The sequence below is a fragment of the Streptomyces sp. NPDC002671 genome, assembly GCF_053592475.1.
Window position 1 is genome coordinate 175,608 of sequence record NZ_JBSFVU010000011.1, and the last position, 17,409, is coordinate 193,016.

Annotated in this window: 17 protein-coding genes; 7 read left to right on the forward strand and 10 right to left on the reverse strand. The window is 70.6% G+C overall.

Going from position 1 to position 17,409, the window contains the following annotated elements; genetic code table 11:
• Window positions 1–24 precede the first annotated feature (24 nt).
• Window positions 25–1,338, reverse strand: coding sequence for a DUF6716 putative glycosyltransferase (locus tag ACWD35_RS19330; protein WP_451352468.1), 1,314 nt, complete (start codon window positions 1,336–1,338; stop codon window positions 25–27).
• 198 nt (window positions 1,339–1,536) lie between these two features.
• Between ACWD35_RS19330 and ACWD35_RS19335 the strand changes: the two genes are divergently transcribed.
• From ACWD35_RS19335 to ACWD35_RS19350, 4 genes are all read left to right on the forward strand, one after another.
• Window positions 1,537–2,514 carry a glycosyltransferase family 2 protein gene (locus ACWD35_RS19335; RefSeq protein WP_451352469.1) on the forward strand — a complete coding sequence of 326 codons (978 nt, stop codon included), beginning with the start codon at window positions 1,537–1,539 and terminating at the stop codon, window positions 2,512–2,514.
• Window positions 2,511–3,845, forward strand: a complete 1,335-nt coding sequence (locus ACWD35_RS19340; RefSeq protein ID WP_451352470.1) for an alpha-2,8-polysialyltransferase family protein — start codon at window positions 2,511–2,513, stop codon at window positions 3,843–3,845. Before ACWD35_RS19335 ends, ACWD35_RS19340 begins: the two co-directional genes overlap by 4 nt.
• Before the next feature lie 138 nt (window positions 3,846–3,983).
• Window positions 3,984–5,144, forward strand: coding sequence for an acyltransferase family protein (locus ACWD35_RS19345; RefSeq protein WP_451352471.1), 1,161 nt, complete (start codon window positions 3,984–3,986; stop codon window positions 5,142–5,144).
• 98 nt (window positions 5,145–5,242) lie between these two features.
• Window positions 5,243–6,175: a class I SAM-dependent methyltransferase gene (locus tag ACWD35_RS19350; RefSeq protein WP_451352472.1), complete on the forward strand. Its 933-nt coding sequence runs from the start codon at window positions 5,243–5,245 to the stop codon at window positions 6,173–6,175.
• A 54-nt stretch (window positions 6,176–6,229) separates the two neighbouring features.
• On the opposite strand, the gene ACWD35_RS19355 is transcribed toward ACWD35_RS19350, so the two are convergent.
• On the reverse strand, window positions 6,230–6,736 hold the full coding sequence (locus ACWD35_RS19355; RefSeq protein WP_451352473.1) for an RICIN domain-containing protein: 507 nt from the start codon (window positions 6,734–6,736) through the stop codon (window positions 6,230–6,232).
• A 441-nt stretch (window positions 6,737–7,177) separates the two neighbouring features.
• Between ACWD35_RS19355 and ACWD35_RS19360 the strand changes: the two genes are divergently transcribed.
• Complete coding sequence (locus tag ACWD35_RS19360; protein ID WP_451352474.1) at window positions 7,178–7,732, forward strand: RNA polymerase sigma factor; 555 nt, start codon at window positions 7,178–7,180, stop codon at window positions 7,730–7,732.
• On the forward strand, window positions 7,729–8,721 hold the full coding sequence (locus tag ACWD35_RS19365) for a hypothetical protein (RefSeq protein ID WP_451352475.1): 993 nt from the start codon (window positions 7,729–7,731) through the stop codon (window positions 8,719–8,721). Before ACWD35_RS19360 ends, ACWD35_RS19365 begins: the two co-directional genes overlap by 4 nt.
• Window positions 8,722–8,735: 14 nt before the next feature.
• On the opposite strand, the gene leuE is transcribed toward ACWD35_RS19365, so the two are convergent.
• Both leuE and ACWD35_RS19375 read right to left on the reverse strand, forming a co-directional pair.
• Window positions 8,736–9,389: a leucine efflux protein LeuE gene (gene leuE / locus ACWD35_RS19370; protein WP_451352476.1), complete on the reverse strand. Its 654-nt coding sequence runs from the start codon at window positions 9,387–9,389 to the stop codon at window positions 8,736–8,738.
• Window positions 9,390–9,461: 72 nt separating this feature from the next.
• Window positions 9,462–11,042: an acyl-CoA mutase large subunit family protein gene (locus ACWD35_RS19375; protein WP_451352477.1), complete on the reverse strand. Its 1,581-nt coding sequence runs from the start codon at window positions 11,040–11,042 to the stop codon at window positions 9,462–9,464.
• An 80-nt stretch (window positions 11,043–11,122) separates the two neighbouring features.
• On the opposite strand from ACWD35_RS19375, the gene ACWD35_RS19380 reads away from it, so the two are divergent.
• Window positions 11,123–11,941, forward strand: coding sequence for a L,D-transpeptidase family protein (locus tag ACWD35_RS19380; RefSeq protein WP_451352478.1), 819 nt, complete (start codon window positions 11,123–11,125; stop codon window positions 11,939–11,941).
• Between the two features lie 143 nt (window positions 11,942–12,084).
• On the opposite strand, the gene ACWD35_RS19385 is transcribed toward ACWD35_RS19380, so the two are convergent.
• From ACWD35_RS19385 to ACWD35_RS19410, 6 genes are all read right to left on the reverse strand, one after another.
• On the reverse strand, window positions 12,085–13,248 hold the full coding sequence (locus tag ACWD35_RS19385) for a hypothetical protein (RefSeq protein WP_451352479.1): 1,164 nt from the start codon (window positions 13,246–13,248) through the stop codon (window positions 12,085–12,087).
• On the reverse strand, window positions 13,248–13,910 hold the full coding sequence (locus tag ACWD35_RS19390; protein ID WP_451352480.1) for an RNA polymerase sigma factor: 663 nt from the start codon (window positions 13,908–13,910) through the stop codon (window positions 13,248–13,250). The genes ACWD35_RS19385 and ACWD35_RS19390 overlap by 1 nt, the downstream gene beginning before the upstream one ends.
• 261 nt (window positions 13,911–14,171) lie before the next feature.
• Complete coding sequence (locus ACWD35_RS19395) at window positions 14,172–15,020, reverse strand: hypothetical protein (protein ID WP_451352481.1); 849 nt, start codon at window positions 15,018–15,020, stop codon at window positions 14,172–14,174.
• A 256-nt stretch (window positions 15,021–15,276) separates the two neighbouring features.
• On the reverse strand, window positions 15,277–15,921 hold the full coding sequence (locus tag ACWD35_RS19400; RefSeq protein ID WP_451352482.1) for an RNA polymerase sigma factor: 645 nt from the start codon (window positions 15,919–15,921) through the stop codon (window positions 15,277–15,279).
• A 166-nt stretch (window positions 15,922–16,087) separates the two neighbouring features.
• Window positions 16,088–16,798: a L,D-transpeptidase family protein gene (locus ACWD35_RS19405; RefSeq protein ID WP_451352483.1), complete on the reverse strand. Its 711-nt coding sequence runs from the start codon at window positions 16,796–16,798 to the stop codon at window positions 16,088–16,090.
• Between the two features lie 174 nt (window positions 16,799–16,972).
• Window positions 16,973–17,404, reverse strand: a complete 432-nt coding sequence (locus tag ACWD35_RS19410) for a hypothetical protein (RefSeq protein WP_451352484.1) — start codon at window positions 17,402–17,404, stop codon at window positions 16,973–16,975.
• Between the last annotated feature and the right edge of the window lie 5 nt (window positions 17,405–17,409).

Below are 17,409 nucleotides of genomic sequence, written 5' to 3' on the forward strand. Positions count from 1 at the left end.
CTCCTTGAGGTGGGATCCGGCCGCTCACAGTTCCCCCATGCGTCGGATGACGGGGGCCACTCGCTGCACACCGTGGCGGTAGGCGCCGCGCGCGGCCCGGCGCACGATCTGGCGGACGGGTCCGGGCGCCTTGTCGGCGGCGGGCGCGCCGGGCAGCGGGGCGCCGTCGGGGCCGAGGTGGTGGCGGGCGAGGATGCCGGGCAGGTAGCCGGGCGCGGTCTCGGGGGTGTAGTAGGGGTTCAGGGGCGGCAGGCCGCCGGGGCGCTCCAGCAGCCTGGTGATGCGCTCACGGGCGGCGTCGAAGGCGGTGGCGTACAGGCCGTCGGTGGCAACGCCCTGCCGGGCCACCCACTCCTCGTCCGCCGCCGGACGGTGCCCGGCGTCGAGCTGGTCCCAGGAGGCGAGGCACCCGGAGCCGGTGAAGTGGTGGTTGCCGAGCGTCTCGCGTACGCCGAGGTCGGTCAGGACGACCGTCGGGATGCGCCGGTGCAGGGCCTCCAGGGCGGCGGTGGAGCTGACCGTGACCAGCAGGTCGGTGCGGTCCAGCACCTCGCCCATGTGGCCGTACACCAGGCGGAAGTTGGTGGGCACGTCCTTGCCCTGCACCAGCTTCTGGTACGGCAACTCCTCGATGTGCGTGGTGTGTTCGCCGGGCTTGGAGCGCAGTTTCAGCAGCACCTCGCGCTCGGGGTGCTTCCGGGCGTGCTCGATCAGCCGGTTGAGGAGGTACGTGCGGTCCTTGCGGTTGTCCGGCACGGACGGCTGGGCCGCGAACACCACGGTGTACGGGTCGTGTTCACCGGTGTACGGGTCGCCGCCGAGGAAGGGCAGCGCTACCTCGGTGACCGAGGAGGCATCGGCGCCCACACCCTCGTACACGGCCCGGAAACGGTCCGCGTCGTGGCGGGAGTTGGCGAGGACGAGGTCCGCGCCGTGGCGCAGCAGCAGCCCGTCGGCGAGCTTCTCGTAGACGACGCCGACGTAGCCGGTGACGACGACGGGACGCTGCCCGGCGCCGCCCCAGATGTTCCTGAGGCCGTGCAGCATCGCCTGCACTCCGCCGCCGACCAGGGCGAGGACGAGGAGGTCGTAGGACTCCTCGCTCATCGCGCGCAGGAACTCGACGCCGGTGACCTCGCGGAGGGAGTCCGCGCGGACGCCGACCTCGTCGAGCTGGCGGGCGGTCGGGGTGGCGCGGCCCCGCAGGAGGTAGCCGTCGAGCCGGATCTCGGCATCCGCGGGAGTGAGGCGCTGGGCGGTGAGCCCGCCCCACTTCCATCGGGTGTCGGAATCCGCGAGGACGGCGACCCGCAGGGCCTTCGTTGCACTTGCTGGCACGCCGGAGACGCTAGGAAGCCATTCCGAGGTTCCGCCCAACCCGAATGCAACAAACGGTTAACAGCACACCGCCGAATGGCGAATCGGGCCGTGATCGGGCGCGAAAAAAGCCTGGTTCACAGCTTCGCCACGTGCCGTTCACTCGGCATCAAGCAGACAGTCAAGACGAATGACGGGCTTCCACCTAACGTCCAGTGCGTGGTCAAGCTCTCCGTCATCGTGCCGTTCTACAACGTGCAGCAATACGCGCCCGACACGCTCATGAGCCTGAAGGCGAATGCGCGTGGCGACTTCGAGTTCATTCTCGTCGACGACTGTTCCCGCGACGGGACACCAGACATTCTCGCGCGCGCGGAGCGCGAGCTGCCGGGCGCGGTCATGGTCCGGCACGAGCAGAACGGAGGACTGGCGACCGCGCGCAACACCGGCATCGACCGGGCGCGCGGCGAGTACCTGACCTTCCTGGACGGCGACGACTGGCTCGCTCCCGGCTACTTCCCGCAGCTGGTCGCGACCATGGAGGAACTGGGCTGCGACTTCCTCCGCACCGACCACGTGCAGTGCACCGCGCGGGCGCGCAGCGTGCACCGGGTGCCGCACGGCCGGCGGGGCGTCGTGATGAACCCGCGCGAGGCGATACTGCCCGCCGACCGGTCGACCTCGGTGGACTACGCGTTCGCCTGGGCGGGCATCTACCACCGCCGACTGGTCGACAAGGGCCTGCTGCACTTCACTGACGGGCTGCGCACGGCCGAGGACCGGCCGTGGATCTGGAAGCTGCACCGCGAGGCGGAATCCTTCGCCGTGGTGAGCATGCTCGGTGTGTTCTACCGGCGCGGAGTCACCTCGTCCCTCACCCAGATCGGCGATGTGCGGCAGCTCGATTTCATTCGTGCGTTCGACCAGGTCATCGCGGAAACCGCCAAGGATCCGGAGGCGGACAAACTCCTCCCGAAGGCCGTCCGCACCTATTGCGCCATCATTTCCCATCACCTGGGATCCATCGAAAGGTTCGAGCCAGCGGTGGCGAAGAAACTGAAATCCATGAGTGCCGCCGCGCTGCGGCGCATGCCGCAGGACGTGCTGGACGAGGCGCTGGACTCCATGGACCTGGAGCGCGCCTCGAAGCTGCGCCGGCTGCGCCGCCGTCCGGCCCCCGCGGGAGCCGCCGCGTGACCACCCAGATCTTCCAGGCGTCGACGCTCTACGGCACGGCCACTCTCGCCGCCGCCCTGGACTCCGGCCGCTTCGGCCCCGCCGACCGGCGCATCCTGCTGGTCTGCAACAACGCGGCCACCCCCGAGACCACGCCCGGCCTGGACGAGATGCCCGGCTTCGAGCGGCTGCGGGACCGCTTCGACGACGTGATCTCGTACAACGAGACGATCTTCCCCTTCCACCCCGGCGGCTGGTCGCCCCGCGTGGACGACATGCCCCTGTGGGAGCGGTTCCTGCGGCACGAGTGGCAACTCGGCGACGACGACGTCGAGTTGGCCGTCGAGTCCATCCAGGTCAACCCGTCGCTCGCGCTCGCGCAGATCTTCACCGGCGCCCCGGTCACTGTCTACGCCGACGGCCTGATGAGTTACGGCCCCACCCGCAACAAGATCGACCCGCTGGTCGGCACCCGTGTGGACCGGGTGCTCCACCTCGACCTGGTGCCGGGCCTCAAGCCCCTGCTGCTCACCGAGTTCGGCGTGCCCGGCGAGCTGGTGCCGACGCCCGCCTTCACCAAGGTGCTCGCCGAGCTCGCCCCGCTCGGCGACGACCTGCCGGAGATCGAGGAACCCGCGCTGCTGCTCGGTCAGTATCTCTCCGCGCTCGACATCCTCACCGCCGAGGAGGAGGAGAACCTCCATGTGCGGATGCTGAAGGACGCGGTCCAGTTCGGCCACACCAATGTGGTGTTCAAGCCGCACCCCACCGCACCCGCCCGCTACACCCGCTCCCTGGAGCAGGAGGCGGAGAAGCTCGGCGTCGAGCTGACCGTGCTGGACATGCCGGTCCTCGCTGAGGTGCTCTACCAGCGGACCCGCCCCGCGCTGGTCGTCGGCTGCTTCTCCACTGCGCTGCTCACCGCGTCCGCACTGTACGGCCTGCCGGTCGCCCGGGTGGGCACCCAGCTGCTGCTGGAGCGGCTGACCCCGTACGAGAACAGCAACCGGGTGCCGGTCACGATCGTGGACGCGCTGCTGCCCGAGCTGGGCGACCGGGCTGCGGTCACCGAGCAGCGCCGGGGCATTGATGTGGACGCTCTGGGCGCGCTGGTGAGCGCGGTGGGCTTCGCGATGCAGCCGAAGATCTATCCGCGGCTGCGCGCGGAGACCGAGCGGTACCTGACGAAGAACCTGAACGCGAAGACCCTGCGCTACTTCAAGCGCCGGCGCCTGACCTCGCTGGCGCTGCCCGGCGGGGTGCCCACCCAGCTGGCGTTCATCCCGCGCAACGCCACGGTCCGCCGGGTGGCGCGCAAGGCGCGCAGCCTGCGCCGGACCGCACGCGGGTAGCTACGCGGGGCGCCGGCCCGCGGGCAGGGCCGCAGGCCCGGCCGGAAGCCATCGACGCTGAGCCAAGAGCCGTGAGGGCTGAGCCGGGCGCCGTCAGCACTCGATCGAGACAACCGAACCAGGAAGGAAACCGCCTCCATGGCAGCGTCACCCCCCGGCCTCGCCGCCACACCCGGTCCGCTCATACGCCAGGAGGTGCCCGCCCGGTCCGGCAAAGGCCAGGGCCGCCTGCAGGCCCTGGACGGTCTACGGCTCGTCGCCGCGCTGATGGTCGCCCTGTACCACTACAGCGGACGCGGCGGCACGGTCTCCGAGTCCTGGCACCAGACCCCGGCCCGGGTCTTCCCGACGCTGTCCCAGGCGGCCACCTACGGCTGCCTGGGCGTGCAGTTCTTCTTCGTCATCAGCGGTTTCGTGATCTGCATGAGCAGCTGGGGCCGCACCCTGGGCGACTTCTTCCGCTCCCGGGTCGCCCGCCTCTACCCCGCCTACTGGGTCGCGCTGGTGCTGATCACGGCGGCGTCTTTCGCCCTGCCGGTGGTGGTGAAACCTCTCCGGCTGGACGACTTCCTGGTCAACCTGACGATGCTGCAACAGCCCATGGGCGTGCCGCGCGTGCTCGGCGTGTGCTGGACGCTCTGGGTCGAGGTCCGCTTCTACGCGCTGTTCGCCCTGTGCGTCGTTGTGCGCGGGGTCACCTACCGCCGGGTCGTGCTCTTCTGCGGGGTGTGGACGCTGGCCGCCGTCCTCGTCCAGAGCTCCGGCAACCAGCTGCTCGACCAGCTGGTCATGCCCGAGTACGCGCCCTTCTTCATCGGCGGCCTCGCCCTGTACCTGATCCACCGCTTCGGCAGCGATCTGCTGCTGTGGGGCATCGTGGCGGTCTCCTGGCTGCTCGGGCAGAGCGTCGCCACACGCGGGCTGTGGCACCCGGGCGCCCACGGCGACTTCCACCGCAACCCGCATGTCATCCTGCTGATCGTCACCCTGGCCTTCGCGACCGTGGCCGCCGTGGCCCTCGGCTGGACCCGCCGCGCGAACTGGCGGTGGCTGACCACGGCCGGCGCGCTGACCTACCCGTTCTACCTGGTCCACGAGCACCTGGGCTGGTTCGCCATCCGCATCCTGCACCGCGGCCTCGGCCTGCCCGCCTGGCCGACACTCGCGGCGACGGTGCTCGGCATGCTGCTCCTGGCGTGGCTTATGTACCGGTTTGTCGAGAAGCCTTTCGGTCCGCGCCTGAAGCGGTCACTGAAGGGGCGGAAAGTGGCCAACCGTTCACCGCAGCCGGGGTTTTAAACCAGCCACCGGGGCAGGCGCAACGAAGCCCCTGTCTGCCTTCACAGGCGCACCACAGGGGTTCCACAGACGCCGTACCGAGGGAGTCCCCACCCCGCATGGCCACCATCAAGGAAACGATGCGTCCGCCCCGCCATCTGGAAGACGTACCCGGCTGGTTCCCGGTACTCGACCAGATGCTCTTCGACTGGTTCCTGAGCCGCCAGGAAACCGCCGAGGTGCGGGGTGATCTGCTGGAAGTCGGCGTTTACATGGGAAAGAGCGCGATCCTCACCGGCCGCCACCTTCAGCCTGGCGAGAAGTACACCGTGTGCGACCTCTTCGAGGGTGAGGCCCCGGACGACGCCAACCGCGCCGAGTCGACCAAGTCGTACAGCAAGCTGACCCGGCGCATCTTCGAGGAGAACTACCTCTCCTTCCACGACGACCTGCCGCGCGTACTCCAGGGCCCCAGCTCGCTGGTGCCCGACGAGGTGGAGCCGCGCTCCTGCCGGTTCGTACACGTCGACGCCTCACACCTGTACGAGCACGTGTACGGCGACATAGGCGCCGCGCACGACCTGCTGCTGCGGGACGGGATCGTCATCCTCGACGACTTCCGCTCCGAGCACACGCCCGGCGTGTCCATAGCCGCCTGGGAGGCCGTGCTCAACCGCGGCCTGAAGCCGATCTGCCTGAGCACCCAGAAGCTCTACGGCACCTGGGGCGACGCCGAGGCGGTCCAGGAGGAGCTGCTGGCGATGGTGCAGGAGCGGTCCGACTGCCACCTGAGTGTCCAGGAGGCCGCCGGGCACCGCATCATCCGGCTGAAGTCGAAGGGCATGCGGGCACCGGACTTCCCGGCCTCCAAGCACGCGGCGGCCGACGTGGAGGCCGCAGCGGCACCGGCACCCACCGAGGCACCGGCCCCGGCGCCCGTGGCGACCCCACCGGCCCGCCCCGGCCGCAGCCAGGTCCGCCGGGTGGCGATCGACCTGCTGCCGCCGGTGGTCACCCGCGCGATCCGCAAGGCCCGCGCGGCCAAAAGGTAGGCCCTTGGATGTGCCGGGGCGCCCCACGAGAGCGGGCCGCCCCGGCCTCGGGTGCTACCAGATCCACCTCTGATCAAAGTTCTCGCTGCACGTCCACTGGATGGCCTCAGCCCCGTTGGCCGTGCTGTCGTTGGCGACCGCGAGGCACTTGTCACTGTTCAGGTTCCGCAGGCGGTTGATGCTGTCGTGAATCCAGATCTGCTCGCTGCCGCCGTTGCACGTCCACTGGATGGCTTGGGTGCCGTTGACCGTACTGGAGTTCGACATCGCAAGACACTTGCCGCTGTTCAGGTTCCGGACGAGGTAGCGGTCGCCGGCCCCGCCCTCGACCGGCTCCAGCTGCCACTGCTGCTCGCTGTCACCGGTGCAGGTCCACTGGATCAGGCCGGTCCCGTTGGCGGTGCTCGAGTTGGGGACGGCCAGGCACTTATCACTGTTGCTGTTGAGGAGGGTCTTGTAACCGGCCACCTGCGCATGGGCCGGGGCGGAGAAGGTCAGTGCGCACACGACCGCTGCGGCCGCAGTGGAGAATCGAGCGATCGTCTTCGTGGTCTTGGACATGACGAGGGAAACCCCTTCGAGTTCATGGAATCCGAGCCGCATTCCCGGCGGCTGGCCTGAGATTTGCAGGGCCCGTCCGACCTGATCAATGGGGGAATCTGCGAGGGGATTCTTTCGGGCCCTCGTTCCGGTGAACCGCAGGTTAATCATGTGCAATCTCGCAACGAACGGCGACCCATGCCTCGAATGTCAACTGCGTGAAAGGGCTGCACAGGCTGCGGAATTGAACGATCCGGCTTTGTGGCCGGCGTACGCGAAAGTGACGGATCATGCTCACTTGACGCGAACGCTCGGGGCGTAACTGCGAAACCGCGTACGCGCGAGACAAGCACGCGCGAGCTCACAAGCCTGCCCCCAGTTGCCGAGGCCGAGAACGCTCCCGCCCCTTCGCGGCAAGTACCGGGTGAGACCGCCGACCGGCGGTCCGGAAACGGAGATCCCGTGACCGAGGACCCGGAGGACCGGGAGAGGCTGACCCGCACGATGCGGGAACCAGCCGCCTTCGCTCCGCTCGTGGAGCAGCACTCGCCGGCCCTGCATGACTACTTCGCGCGCCGCGCGCCAGGAGCGGCCGACGATCTGGTCGCCGAGGTCTGGCTTCGGGCCTATGCAGCGCGACGCGGTTTCGACCCGGCTCGCGGGTCCGTACGAGCGTGGCTCTTCGGCGTGGCCAGGAACGTGTTGTTCGCGCATTGGCGCCAACTGACCTCGTCCCGTCCCGGCGTGCTGTCTGCCGCCGACGCCGACGACCCGTGGGAAGCGGTGGACGATCGCCTCGCGGCAGCCGCGATGGCTCCCAAATTACGCACCCTGCTCGCCGAACTTCCCTCCGAAGAACGTGAGCTGCTGCTCCTCGTCGCCTGGGAGCAGCTGACGCCCAGCGAGGCCGCCGCGGTGGTCGGCATACCCGCAGCGACGGCCCGCACCCGGCTGTACCGCGCCCGTAATCGCATGCGCTCCGGCGCTGCCCGCGACATGACTGGGGACCCGGCATGACACAACGTACCGAGCGCGACGAGATCCTTGACTTCCCGGGCGCCGACGAGCTGATCGCGGCCGGAGCAGTGGCACCGAACTCGGCTAGCAGGATCACCATTGTGCCCAAGATGCTGGCACTCCTCGCGGAACGCGAGTCCCAGCCGGCGGCTGCCCCGGTGCCCGACGCCGTTCTGCCGGACGCGGACGAAGAGCTGATCATTATTGGAGTGAGAGAGCCTACGAAGGCATGGGCACGGCAAGGCCGTTTCTCGCGCCGCAGGGTGCTGATCGCCGCCTCCGCAGCGGCCGTCGTCACCTTGGGCGCCATCAGCTACCCGGCGCTGGACGTCGGCGGCAAACCGGCCTCCACGGCCTCCCCTGCCTCCACAGCCGCTTTCCTGAAGGAGATGGCGGAAGTTTCCGCGGAACAGGCGCCGTTGCCGTCCGGCGGGTACTGGAAGGTCCGCATCGAGACGCTGGAAGGGACCACCCGCACGAACACGTGGTACGGCGACCGCACGGGCGACATGTGGGAGCGCCGCCCTGACGGCAAAGTTGTCAAGTCCCCCAAGACCTGGTGGACTGTGGGGCGCCGGTTCCTGGCCTGGCCTGAACTCGATCGGCTACCCACCGATCCGAAAGTGCTGGCGCCCTGCCTCGCGAGGAGCCCGCTTGATCGGTTCGAACAGGCCACGAAACTGCTGGAGGATTCCCCCGCGAGTCCGCAACTGCGGTCGGCGCTCTTCATGATCATTGGGGATATCCCCGGGGTGAAACTGAAGGGCAGCGTCAAAGACAGTCACGGTCGCCCGGGCACCGCGATCGCCTTGCCCGTCAAACTCACGTTCAAGGACAAGAACGGTAGCCTCTCCCACGTCTGGAGCTCGCAATACGTCGTGATTGACCGGAAGACCGCGCGCATCCTGGAAACCAGAAATGAGCCCAGCACTGAACTGATCGGCCACAGGACATTCCTCGAAGTGGGCTGGACCAACCGCATCGACTGAGCACTTCTCCGGAGTTATGCGCCAGCCAGCGACAGCTTCACCGCGAAGCCGAGGAACAGCGCGCCCGCCGCCGTCGTCGCCGTGGCCGACAGCCGCTTGCGGCGGCGGAAGGCGGCGGCGAGGCGGGTGCCGCCGAATATCAGCGCGCTCAGGTACAGGCAGCTGGCCAGCTGCGCGAAGGTGCCGAGCACGACGAAGGACAGGGCCGGATAGGCGTAGCCCGGGTCCACGAACTGCACGAAGAAGGCGACGAAGAACAGGATCGCCTTGGGGTTGAACAGGCTGACGACGAAGGCGCGCCGGAAGGGCCGCTCGTCGGTGGCGACGGCGGCCGGGCCGCCCTCGTCGGCGGCCTGCTCCCGCCGGGTCCGCCACAGCTGCCAGGCGGCACGCAGCATCCCTACCGCCAGCCAGGTCAGATACCCCGCACCGGCGTACTTCACGATCCCGAACAGCACGGCGTTGGCCTTCAGCAGCGAGGCGACGCCCGCGGCGGACAGCGTCATCAGCACGGTGTCCCCGCACCACACGCCCGCGGCTGCGGTGTACCCGGCCCGCACTCCGCGGCGGGCGGCCACGGACAGCACGTACAGCGAGTTGGGCCCGGGCAGCAGGACGATCAGGGCGAGCCCTGCGAGATAGGTGGGGAGATCGATGACGCCGAACATGAGAAGGAGTCTCGCACGCAGGTCTGACACTCCGCCGCCGTCGCTCACATCCCGGAACCTCAGGGCCCGGGCTCAGAACGCATCGCTCGGCACGTACCTGCCCCACACCTCGCGCAGCGCGTTGCACACCTCCCCCACGGTTGCCCGTGCCCGCAGCGCCTCCTTCATCGGGTACAGGACGTTCTCCTCGCCCTCCGCCGCCTTCTTGAGCGCGGCCAGGGCGGCATCCACCGCCCCCTGGTCCCGCGCGGCCCGCAGCTTCCGCAGCCGCTCCGCCTGCCGCGCCTCGATCGCCGGGTCCACCCGCAGCGGCTCGTACGGCTCCTCCTCGTGGAGCTGGAAGCGGTTCACGCCGACCACCACCCGCTCCCCGGAGTCCGTCTCCTGGGCGATGCGGTAGGCGTTCCGCTCGATCTCGGTCTTCTGGAAGCCCTGCTCGATCGCCGCCTCCGCCCCGCCCAGGTCCTGGACCCGGCGCATCAGGTCCAGCGCGGCCTGCTCCACCTCGTCCGTGAGGCTCTCGACGGCGTAAGAGCCCGCGAACGGGTCCACCGTCGCCGTCACGTCCGTCTCGTACGCCAGCACCTGCTGCGTCCGCAGCGCGAGCCGCGCGCTCTTGTCCGTCGGCAGGGCGATCGCCTCGTCGAAGGAGTTGGTGTGCAGGGACTGGGTGCCGCCGAGCACGGCCGCGAGGGCCTGTACGGCGACCCGGACCAGGTTCACCTCCGGCTGCTGGGCGGTCAGCTGGACCCCGGCGGTCTGGGTGTGGAAGCGCAGCATCAGCGACTTCGGGTTGCGCGCGCCGAACTCCTCCCGCATCACCCGGGCCCAGATCCTGCGCGCCGCGCGGAACTTGGCGATCTCCTCCAGCAGCGTCGTACGGGCCACGAAGAAGAAGGACAGCCGGGGCGCGAAGTCGTCCACGTCCATGCCCGCCGCCACCGCAGTACGGACGTACTCGATGCCGTCGGCGAGCGTGAACGCGATCTCCTGCGCGGGGGACGCGCCCGCCTCCGCCATGTGGTAGCCGGAGATCGAGATCGTGTTCCACTTCGGGATCTCGGCCGTGCAGTACTTGAAGATGTCCGCGGTCAGCCGGAGGGAGGGCTTCGGCGGGAAGATGTACGTCCCGCGGGCGATGTACTCCTTCAGCACGTCGTTCTGGATCGTGCCCGTCAGCCGGTCCGCCGGCACCCCCTGCTCCTCCGCCACCAGCTGGTACAGGAGGAGCAGCAGCGCGGCCGGCGCGTTGATCGTCATCGACGTGGAGACCTGGTCCAGCGGGATGCCGTCGAACAGCACCCGCATGTCCTCGACCGAGTCGATCGCCACGCCCACCTTGCCGACCTCGCCGTGCGCGAGGGGCGCGTCGGAGTCGTGGCCCATCTGGGTGGGCAGGTCGAACGCGACGGACAGCCCCGTGGTGCCGTGGGCGATCAGCTGCCGGTAGCGGGCGTTGGACTCGGCGGCCGTGCCGAAGCCGGCGTACTGGCGCATGGTCCAGGGGCGGCCGGTGTACATGGTGGGATACACGCCCCGGGTGTAGGGATACGTCCCAGGTTCGCCCAGTTTTCCGGCCGGGTCCCAGCCCTCCAGAGCCTGCGGCCCGTAGACCGGCTCGATCGGCAGTCCCGACTCCGACTCACGTGCCATGGATGCCTCCGCAGTACGTTGTATCTCCCCTCACCATGCCCCGTAGTTCGGCGGCGGTCACGCGGGGAAGCATCCCGGGTATGAGGATCACGGGCAGACCCGCCGCCGTACTCGCCTCGGCCGCCGCTCTCGCCGCCCTCTGCGGCTGCACCGTGCAACCCATGGCCGCCGACGGCAAGCCCCGGGCACCGGTGCGGGCCCGGACCCCCGGGAACCACCCTGCCGGTCCCGCCCGTACGGCCCGGGAGTCGCCGGCCGCGCCCGCGCCCCAGGTGCTGTGGGCGCCCGGCGACAGCGGCTCGGGGGTGCGGGAGCTGCAGGCCCGGCTCCGGCAGATCGGCTGGCTGTTCGACGGGCCGACGGGGGCGTACGACGACCTGACCGAGCAGGCCGTCCAGGGCTTCCAGGGCAAGCGCGGCCTGCCGCGGACCGGAGAGACGGACACGGTCACCTGGCAGCGGCTGCTCGCGATGACACACCGGCCCGGGCAGTGGGAGCTGTACCTGATGGGCGGCCAGCCGGCCGCCGCGCCCGATCCGCGCTGCCTGACCGGACGGGTGCTGTGCATCAGCAAGACCAGCCGGACGCTGCGCTGGATGGTGGACGGGCGGACCCTGTCGACGGTGTCCGTGCGCTTCGGCACGCAGTACACCCCGACCCGCGAAGGTGTGTTCCACATCTACTGGAAGTCACGGCACCATGTGTCGACGCTCTATCACTCCCCGATGCCGTATGCGATGTTCTTCAGCGGCGGCGAGGCGGTGCACTACTCCTACGACTTCGCGGCGCGCGGTTACGCGGGCGGCTCGCACGGGTGCGTGAACGTCCGGGACGAGACGGCGATCGCGGAGCTGTTCGCTCAGGTGAAAGTCGGCGACAAGGTCGTCGTCTACTGGTGAGCATCTGCCGGTGAGAGTCTTCGGCGAGAGCGGGGCGCGGGCGGGACCGGGGGAACGTGTCCCGCCCGCGCCATGTGCACGAGCCTCGGGTACGGGGGGAACCCCGGCTCGGTGCGACGGCCGATGACCAGTCGGCTCACTCATTACTGCGTAGGGGGCCCCAGAAACGTCACACCTTGCGTGAAGAAACTTCTACGGATCTGAGAAAGCGCAGGCCAGAGCCGATGTGCGCTCGGCGACGGCTTCGGTGAGGCGCCGCCCTTCCGCATGAGCAGGGTGGGAGCGAGGGCCGTGGAGGTGCCCGTGGGGGTGGGTGAGACCCCGCTCAGGCTCCGGTCCTTGCCACCGTCCCGGTCCTTGCCCTTGCCGCCCCGGCCGGGGTGGCTGTCGTCGTCACCGCCCTTGCCGCCGCCCTTGCCATCCTTGCCGTCCTTGCCGCCGTCCTTGTCATGGGCCGCGGCCTCGGACGCGGCCAGCACGGCCTTGCAGTAGGCGCTCACGCGGGTGGAGCCGCCCGCCAGGCCCTCCAGGGCGCGCTGGTGGCGGGCGTCCAGGCCCTTGCCGTCCCGGAGGTCACGGCAGACCGCGGTGGCCGCGTGCCACCAGTTGCCAGCGGCCCCGGAGGGGTTGGCGGAGCCGGGGACGCCCTTGCCGGTGCCCCGGCCGGTGCCCTTGTCCGTCTTGCCGGTCCGGCCGGAGCCGTCGCGGTCCGCCCCGCTCGTACCGCCGTCGGGCGAGGCGGTGGCGGAGCCACTGCCCGGAGTCGTCTGCGGGGACGTCGAGGTGAGCGGGCCGTCGGGGCTCTGCGCGGTGGAGACCGTGCCGGCGGGGTCCGGGTGGCCGTGGCCGAACCGGACGGGCAGCACTCCGGTCCCGGCGGCCACGGCGACCCCGCCGAGCGTGCCCGCGGCCACCGCCGCGGCGAGCGCCAGCCGCACCGGACGGGCCCAGCGCGGGCGCCCGAAGCGGATTCCGGTACGGGCCCGGGCGCCGATGCGGATCAGGCCCGCGTCGAGGCCGGGCGCGGTCGCGGCGGAGCGCCGGCCGGGGGTGCCGTCGGCCAGGGCGGCGGCGGTCCGCTCGGCCTCGGTGGCCTCGCGGGCCTTGCGGAACGCGGCCAGCGCGGCCTGCTCGCCGGGGAGTTCACCGGCGGCCGGGGCCACCTGCGCGGACAGTGCGCCGAGCGCCTCGGAGAGCGCTTCGGCCTGCTCATGGGCGGCGGCGTCGACGGCTGTCTCCAGCGACTCACCGCGCAGCAGCCGTTCGGCCGTCTCACGATTAAGCCACTTGTGGTGCTCGTCGGCCATCACATGTCCTTCTGCGTCCGTGCTCGCGTATGCGTCACAGTCACAGACGTTTTCGCGCCTCGGCGCGTTTCACGCTGGGGCGGAAGAGCATCGAGCACGCCCCCGGATTCCGGATCGTCGCCCAGGAGTTCCGCGAGCCGCTTCAGCCCGCGGTGCGCGGCGGTGCGTACGGCGCCCGCGCGCTTGCCGAGCGTCTCGGCTGCGGTCTTGGCGTCGAGGCCCACCACCACGCGCAGGACGACCGCCTCGGCCTGGTCCTGCGGGAGCCGCGCGATGAGGGAGAGGGTGCGGTCGGTGGTGAGGGCTTCGAGGGCCTCACCCGCGGTGTCGGACTCGGCGGCCCGGCCGGTCAGTTCCGTCTCGTCGCCGCCTATCGCGGGGCGGCGCCCGCGCATGCGTATGTGGTCCAGGGCGCGGTTGCGGGCGATCCGGGCGGCCCAGCCGCGGAAGCGGTCGGCGTCGCCGTCGAACCGGTCGAGGTCGCGGGCGATCTGCAGCCAGGCCTCCGACGCGACGTCCTCGGCGTCCGGATCACCGACCAGCGTGCGCACGTAGCCGAGCAGGCGTGGGTGCACAGCGCGATACACAGTACGGAACGCGGTCTCGTCCCCGTCCTGCGCCGATCGCACCGCGGCGGTCAGCTCCGCGTCGTCCCCCAGCACCTGACTCCCTCTACGCCCGTGGTCTGTCGGCGCGAAAGGCACGTTACGGCGTCAAACCGCTGCTCGTCCATGTCCGTAGAAGATGCAACTAACTCGTGACGCAATCGGATGCCGACGGGGTGTGACAGAAAAGGCACGCACGGCGCTGTAGAGAGTACGGGCCGCCGCGCGACCCGTGCCGCGCGACGGCCGGGGCCTCTCCTGTGGGGGGTGGCGGCCCCGGCCGTTGCCTCGGCGCCGAGAGGACCTGGTCCTACGGCCTCAATTCCTGCCTTTGCCCTGCCCGGTGGTCACGGAGCCGCTGCTGCCGGACTTGCCGCTGTCGCCCTTGTCGCCGCTGCTGCTACTGCCGCTGCTGCTGTTACTGCTATTGGTGCCATTACTGTCATTACCGGTGTTACTGGCATCACCGGCATTGCGACTCTTATCGGGGTTCCGCTCCTGCGCACGCGCCAGTTGTTCGGCTTGTCCGGCACAGTAGGCGGAGACTTTCTCCTCGCCGCCCGCGGCGGTGACGAGCCGCCGCCAGGCCGTGGCGTCCAGGGCGTTGCCCCGCCTCCCGACCTGCTCGTAGGCACGGCAGTGCGCCAGCGTGTCCTTGGCGGTCACCGGATGGTGCGGACGGGTGGAGCCGGACCCCGCGGCACCGGACCCCTGGCCGGCGGACCCACCGGAGGCGCCCGCGCCCGTCCGCTCCGGCGCGCTCGCCGACGGGTCCGCACCCCGCGCAGGGTCGCCGCCGTGCCCGCCGAACTCGCCCGAGCCGATCGCGGCGACGGCGACACCGCCCAGCGCGAGGCTCGCGACCGCCACCGAGAGCGTGCCCTTCAGCGAGAGCCGGAGCCGGCGCGGCTCACGGGGCCGCCAGTCGTCCCGGCGCCGGGTACGCGCCCGGTGTGCGCCGGCGTCGCGGGCGGCGCGGAACGCGGCGACGGCCCGCTGTTCGCCCTCGGGGTCGGCGCCGCCCGCGCGCAGGGTCGCGCCGAGGCGCTCCCCGAGCAGGGCGTCCACGTCGGCGCCGGCGTCGACGGGTTCCGGCGAGGAGACGGCGCCGCGAGGGTGCGCGCGGCGAAGGCCGGACAGCCGACCGCCGCTCTCCCGTTCACCCATGCCCGTTCCAGCTCCCATACCCGTACCCGTACCTGCTGCTGTTCCTGTTTCCGTGATCGTCCGGCCCGCCCGGTCACCCGAATCGGGCGAACCGGCCGAACCGGCCACCGCATCTGACTTCATACGGCCCTCAGCCGCCCGCCCGCATTCATCACGCCCTCGGCCGTTGTGCACTCATCGAGGCCTTCGGCCGTCCTGGATGCATCACGGCCCATGGCCGTCCTGGATTCCGGCGCCTGCTCATGGCTGTCGCCGGTCATGTCGACTCACCCAGCGTCCGGGGAGCCTCATCCGTCACACCTTGGTCCACACCTTGGTCCGCCGCGCGCTGGACGCCGAGTTGCCGGGCGAGGCGTTTCAGCCCCCGGTGGGCCGCCGTACGGACCGCGCCGGGGCGCTTGCCGAGGACGCGTGCGGCGGCGGGGCCGTCGAGGCCGACGACCACCCGGAGCAGCACGGCCTCGGCCTGGTCGCGCGGCAGCCCCCGGACCAGCTCCAGAGCGCGGGCGGTGGAGAGGGACTCCAGGGCCTGCTCGTGGGTGCTGTGCGGTCCGGGCAGCTCCAGTACGTCCTGTTCGAGCGCGCCCGTCCGGGGCCGTACCCGCTGTTTGCGCAGATGGTCCAGGGCTCGGTGGCGGGCGATGGTGGCGGTCCAGCCGCGGAAGCCGGCACCGTCGCCCTTGAACCGCCCCAGATCCCGGGCGATCTCCAGCCAGGCGTCGGAAGCCACGTCCTCCGCGTCCTCGCCGACGAAGCCGCGCAGATAGCCCAGCAGACCGGGCTGCACGATCCGGTAGGCCACCGCGAAGGCGGTCTCGTCACCGTCCTGGGCCCGCGCGACGGCCGCGCCCAGCTCCCCGTCGTACGCCTGCCGGCGGCGGGGTTCCCCTCCGTGACTCAAGAACCGTCCTCGTCCATGCCGAGCCCGTGCCCCCGCCCGCGCCCGCAGCGAATCCGCAGTGTGCGACACGACTTCCCGTGTCCCCCGTCCCCCAGGGACATCAGCGTCACGGCTCACAGAAGTGTCACAGCCGCCGGTGTCGCAGCCCGCATGTCATGTGTGTGGGTCAGCCGATGGCGATGCGCGGGTGGGCGCCGGGCTGGATCCAGGCCATGATCCGGTCCATGGCGGGGCGCGGCACGGACACACAACCGGCCGTCGCACCGCTGCCGTTGACGTGCAGGAAGATCCCGGCGCCTCGACCGGGCACGGCGGGCCACCGGTTGAAGTTGATGACGAGCGCCTTGGCGTACTGGACGGGGTAGTTGATCAGGTGCTCGCTGCCCCGGTCACCGGCCTCGGTGAGCGGGAAGTCGGCGCCGACCGAACTGTGCATCGAGTTGTAGTACTTGGACTGGGGGTCCTCCACCCACCAGTCGGTGCTGTTGACGACGTGGTACGGCATGCTCGTCCCGCCCGCCGAGACGCCGAAGCCCTCGGTGATGGTGTAGGTCCCGGAGGGCGTGGTGTACGTCCCCTGCTGCCGCGTGGCCCCGTCGGTGACACCGTTGGCCCCGACCCGCCCGGCCGTCGTGGTGAACTGCGACTTCCAGCCCCGGGCCTGCTTGGTCCAGGCGGTGACGGTGGCGTACGACCCGCTCGCCTTCACGGTGATGAGCTGGGTGGCGTCGCCGGGGGTGGCGGGGACGGGGAAGCGCTGGGGGACGTGGGGGGCGGCGGCGGACGCGGGCTGGGCCGCCGCCAGCAGCAGGAGTCCGACGACGGCGGGGGCGACGACGGAGCCCGTACGGACACGGGCGCGGAAAGTGGTCAGCACGAAGATCCCCTTCGATGGGAAGCAGGACAAGAAGGCACGGCCGAGAGGTGCGGCGGCCGGCCAGAACGAGGGCCGGTTATACAACAGCGGCAGCGGCGAGGGCGACCGAAGTGCCAAACCAGGCATTTGCTGCAAACCGCCAGCCGGACGCCGGCGGGACACCAGAGCGCCCCCTCAGCCGGCCTCCCGCCGCGCCCGTCGCCCGTGCAGCGTCAGCCAGAAGATCTGCAACGACTCCTCCGGGCCACCGAGTTCGAAGCGATTGAGCACCTTGCCCAGCGGGTTCCACACCCTCTCGTCCGGCATGCGTACCCCCACCGGCTGCCCGAAGTACGCCCGCTGCTCGGCGTCGAAGTCCACCCACACCGCCCCCGCACGGCGCACGAGCACCTCACCGACGTACGCCCCGAGCCCGAAGAGCACGCCCTGCGCCCGTTCCTCGTCACCCCCGCCCTTGCGTAACCCGTCGATCAGAAAGTCGACGACACGCAGGCTGCGCTCGGAGTAGTCCAACGGCAGCCGGTTGCGGACGGTGGCCCGCGCGACGAACGCCGCCGCGCATGCCCGCATCGCCCCGGCGGACGGCCGCGTGTCCACCCCACCCATGAGAC